Below are 3950 nucleotides of genomic sequence, written 5' to 3'. Positions count from 1 at the left end.
CGCACCCGGAAGGATTCGAACCTCCGACCGCCTGGTTCGTAGCCAGGTACTCTATCCAGCTGAGCTACGGGTGCGTATTGAGTTTTCAACTGTTTCGTGAAAACGAGGTGCATGATAGTGCTTCGCAGCACCCCTGTCAATGTCAAAGTAAAGATAAATTAAAAATATTTGGCTTTTTTTGCTTTGAAATTAACAGCTGTTTTATTGTTGATCATTGCTGTTTAAACTTGCGTCACCAAACGCAGCTCATTGAATACTTTGGTCATAATGCTAAGTGCCTCTGTCAGTTCATGCTCACTAATATTTAAAGGACACAATAGCCGTAAAACATGCTTATGACTGCCCGAACTTAATAAAATCAACCCATGATGTAATGACTGATTAATAAAGCGCTTGAGCATCATTGGGTTGGGTTGATTGTTATGATCAATAAACTCAATACCAATCATCGCGCCAAGCCCTCTGATATCACCAATAAACTCACAGGTTTTTTTATGCTCATTGAAAAAGTCGCGTAATACTTGGCCAAGATGCATAGCTTGATCAGCAAGATTTTCTTCTTTAAATATTTCAAGAGAAGCAAGCGCTGCGGCACAAGCAATAGGGTTACCTGAATTAGTACCACCCAAGGATGCCGTAGGCATATCTTTAAGCAGTGATTTTTTAATAGTTAATGCACTTAATGGTAAACCAGAAGCTAGTGATTTACCCATCACTAAAATATCGGGTGCACAATGATAATGTTCCATCGCAAAAAGCTTGCCGGTGCGGCAAAAGCCACTTTGGATCTCGTCAGCAATCATTACAATACCATGCTCATTGCAAAGGTGGCGCAAATATTGCATAGCTTCAATACTTGCCGGAATAAAGCCACCTTCACCAAGCTCAGGCTCGATAATGATTGCAGCAATATCCTCTAACGCAACTTGATTCACGATTAAATCATTGATCAATGATTTAAAGTGATTAAGATTGCAATGCATATCAGGGTAGGGCAGGCGATAGATGTTATTAAAAAGCTCACCAAAACCCTGTTTATAAGGTTTGACTTTGGCAGTTAAGGACATGCTCATAAAGGTTCGACCATGGAAAGCGCCATCAAAGCACAGCACAGCTTGGCGTTTTGTGGTAAAGCGCGCAACTTTAATTGCATTTTCAACCGCTTCAGCGCCACTATTGCAAAGCATTGTTTGCTTTGCAAAGTCACCAGGCGTTAAGGCATTTAAAGCTTGTGCAAGCTTTACGTAAGGCGCATGAATCATCACATGAAAGCATGGCTGGATAAATTCATGTGTCTGCTTGGTGATCGCTTCAACAACTTTGGGATGATTGTGCCCAACGTTCATAGAACCAATACCTGCGGCAAAGTCGATATAAATCTTACCCTCAACATCGGTTAAGGTCGCACCTTGTGCCTTTTTAATGCATAACTTGGTATTGTTACCAAGTGCCTGGGGAACTTCGCTTTCACGCAGCTGCCATAATGATTCGTTATTCATCATAACCTCGATTATGCATTGACATTAGTGCTTTCAAAGATTTTATCAGCAGAAGCTGCCACAAATCCTTGATAAAGTTTACCTGTGTGATCTGGGTAGCGTTTAGCAAATTCATAATAGCAGCATGGAATTTCCTTTTCGCCTTCAGTAAACTCAACCTTAATCATACCTGATTTAGTACTTGATTGCTCAAGCAAATCACGTGGTGTGCCTTTGACTTCACCCCCTGAGCTATTTAAATCAAAACCGTGATTTTTAAGGAAAGTATTGACTTCATGGACTTCGCTAAATTGATCTAATGCATTGATGAAAACGGTAAAGTGATTTGCTCTAAACCCAAAGACATAGAACCATGCCGCATATTCAGATTCAGTTAATAATTTTTGGTAAATCTCGTGACTTGGTTTGCCCCAAGAGTTGCCTGATAGCAATAGCTTTTGAGGATGATCAAGCAAGTCTTGTGGGATTTGATCAATGCATTCTTTAATGGTTTGTTGTGCAAATGGACTTAATTGTTCAAGCAACAATTGGCTGATAAACACTTTAGGCTGTGTTGGATCTTTTTGCTCATAGTGCTTAGCGTAAAGTTTTTTAGTTTCAAAATGATAATCACCATTTTCAAAATAGCCTTCAGCAATAAAAGGTTTGGCTAATACGTCAAGATTAATGCGCGGGTCATTAATCGTGCGTAGTGCAATATGGTCATTGATCACTTGTGCATTATGATCACAAAAAAGATCATAAATTTTCTGCACATGTGGATTGGCTTCAATATATTGCTGCCATAAGTTTTCTAAAATTGCGATCTGTGACATTATTATTCTCCTACTCTGTAAGTGAAAATTTGATTCCTTGTGCAAGGGGTAAGTCCTTGCTCCAATTCATGGTAACGGTTTGACGACGCATGTAGGCTTTCCATGCGTCAGATCCAGCTTCACGACCACCACCGGTGTGTTTCTCGCCACCAAAAGCGCCACCAATTTCAGCGCCCGATGTGCCAATATTGACATTAGCAATACCACAATCACTGCCGGCATATGATAAAAATTGCTCAGAATGATCAATACGTTGCGTGAAAATGGCAGATGATAGACCATGATCCACTTGATTATTGATTTTAATCGCATGCTCAATATCATCAAATGGCATCACAAATAAAATAGGGCAGAAGTTCTCTTGATTAACAATATCCCAATCAGGTTTAGCCTCGATGACTGTCGGCTCGACATAGTTGCCTGGCTTGTTAATTACATTGCCACCAAAAAGGACATTACCACCTAATTCTTTAGCGCGAGCAACTGCTTTTTGATAAATACCAACAAGGTTTTGATCAATCAAAGGTCCCATAAGGTTGTTAGTATCTAGTGGATCACCGACAGTGATTTGCTTATAAGCATTTTGTAGGCGTTTAATAACATCTTGATAGATGTTCTTGTGCACAAGTAAACGACGGAGTGAAGTACAGCGTTGACCCGCTGTCCCAACTGCACCAAAGACAACAGCAGGAATTGCTAATTTTAAATCAGCAGACTCATCAATAATTGCGGCATTGTTACCACCTAATTCAAGCAGTGATTTACCAAAGCGCTCAGCAACACGTGCACCAACCTCGCGTCCCACGGTAGTTGAACCTGTGAAAGACATCAGTGCTATGCGCTCATCAGCAACCAGTGCTTTAGAAACATCAACACTCTTTGAAACAACAGAAGTAAAAACATTTGGGAAGTTGTGTGCCTTGGTCACGCGATCACAAATCTCTTGAATTGCTAAGGCACAAAGAGGTGTTTTTGGCGATGGATTCCAAACAACTGTGTTACCGCAAATCGCGGCAATAAAGGCATTCCATGACCACACAGCAACAGGGAAGTTATAGGCTGAGATCACACCGACAACACCAAGCGGGTGCCATTGTTCAAACATACGATGATCTGGGCGCTCTGAATGCATTGATTTGCCATACAGCATGCGCGCTTGACCAACGGCAAAATCCGCCATATCGATCATCTCTTGAACTTCACCATCACCTTCTTGTTTGGATTTGCCCATCTCAAGGGATACCAAACTTCCTAACTGATCTTTATGCTTTCTTAGCTCTTCACCAATTAAACGTACCAGTTCCGCGCGTTGTGGTGCTGGGATCTTACGCCAATGAATGAAAGCATCTTGGGCCTCACTAATGGTTTGTTGTAAATGTGAAACACCTAAGCTTGGCACCTTAGCCAATAGTTCATTGTTGGCGGGGTTAAAGCTTTTAATATATTCACCGGTGTCGTGCTTGGCAGCGTATTGGCTTAGTTGTTCTGTGTAGCTTGTCATGCAAGTCATTATATTATGTTCTCCGATTTCGTTTATTAAATTTATTGGAGTTGCGCATTTTGCGATTTTTTAAAGACTACCCCGTCTGCTTCGCATCCACCCCTTCGCTAACGCATAGGTTTATAGGGATCTTTT

3 protein-coding genes and 1 tRNA gene are annotated in these 3950 nt (G+C 41.1%); all 4 read right to left on the bottom strand.

Going from position 1 to position 3950, the window contains the following annotated elements; genetic code table 11:
• Positions 1-74, bottom strand: a tRNA-Arg gene (locus ACY10D_RS11965).
• A gap of 147 nt (positions 75-221) precedes the next feature.
• On the bottom strand, positions 222-1499 hold the full coding sequence (locus tag ACY10D_RS11960) for an aspartate aminotransferase family protein (RefSeq protein WP_487000952.1): 1278 nt from the start codon (positions 1497-1499) through the stop codon (positions 222-224).
• Positions 1500-1510: 11 nt separating this feature from the next.
• Positions 1511-2314: a 2-oxoadipate dioxygenase/decarboxylase family protein gene (locus tag ACY10D_RS11955; protein WP_487000951.1), complete on the bottom strand. Its 804-nt coding sequence runs from the start codon at positions 2312-2314 to the stop codon at positions 1511-1513.
• Between the two features lie 10 nt (positions 2315-2324).
• Positions 2325-3815, bottom strand: coding sequence for an L-piperidine-6-carboxylate dehydrogenase (amaB, locus tag ACY10D_RS11950; RefSeq protein ID WP_487000950.1), 1491 nt, complete (start codon positions 3813-3815; stop codon positions 2325-2327).
• Positions 3816-3950: the final 135 nt, after the last annotated feature.

It is taken from the genome of Cysteiniphilum sp. (genome assembly GCF_057495195.1).
This window is presented reverse-complemented; position numbering and strand designations above follow the sequence as displayed.

Bases quoted from the DNA above. Each gene is read 5' to 3' on its own strand.
- ACY10D_RS11960 (WP_487000952.1), bottom strand. From the start codon at position 1,499: ATGAATAACGAATCATTATGGCAGCTGCGTGAAAGCGAAGTTCCCCAG.
- ACY10D_RS11955 (WP_487000951.1), bottom strand. From the start codon at position 2,314: ATGTCACAGATCGCAATTTTAGAAAACTTATGGCAGCAATATATTGAA.
- amaB (WP_487000950.1), bottom strand. From the start codon at position 3,815: ATGACAAGCTACACAGAACAACTAAGCCAATACGCTGCCAAGCACGAC.